The 386-nt window shown below is 55.2% G+C and carries 1 protein-coding gene; it reads left to right on the top strand.

Annotated elements, in window-relative coordinates; all coding sequences use genetic code 11:
• Window positions 1–386: photosynthetic reaction center family protein (locus tag AC0QHF_RS09255; protein WP_473113634.1), on the top strand; the 386-nt coding region annotated here is incomplete at both ends.

Here is a 386-nt window from a genome sequence, read left to right as displayed (position 1 = left end):
TTGGTGTTCCAAGCCGAGCACAACATCCTGATGCACCCCTTCCATATGCTGGGAGTTGCCGGTGTCTTCGGCGGTGCTCTGTTCTCCGCGATGCACGGTTCTCTGGTGACTTCTTCCTTGGTTCGTGAAACCACCGAAATCGAGTCCCAGAACTACGGTTACAAATTCGGTCAAGAAGAAGAGACCTACAACATTGTGGCAGCTCACGGCTACTTCGGTCGCCTGATCTTCCAATATGCGTCCTTCAACAACAGCCGCGCCCTGCACTTCTTCTTGGGTGCCTGGCCGGTGATCGGCATCTGGTTCACCGCTCTGGGTGTGTCCACGATGGCCTTCAACCTGAACGGGTTCAACTTCAACCAGTCCATCATCGACTCCAGCGGTCG

The sequence above is a fragment of the Lyngbya sp. CCY1209 genome (assembly GCF_055795065.1).
Note: the sequence above shows the minus strand (reverse complement) of the source record. Positions and strands in the feature narration are given on the sequence as shown.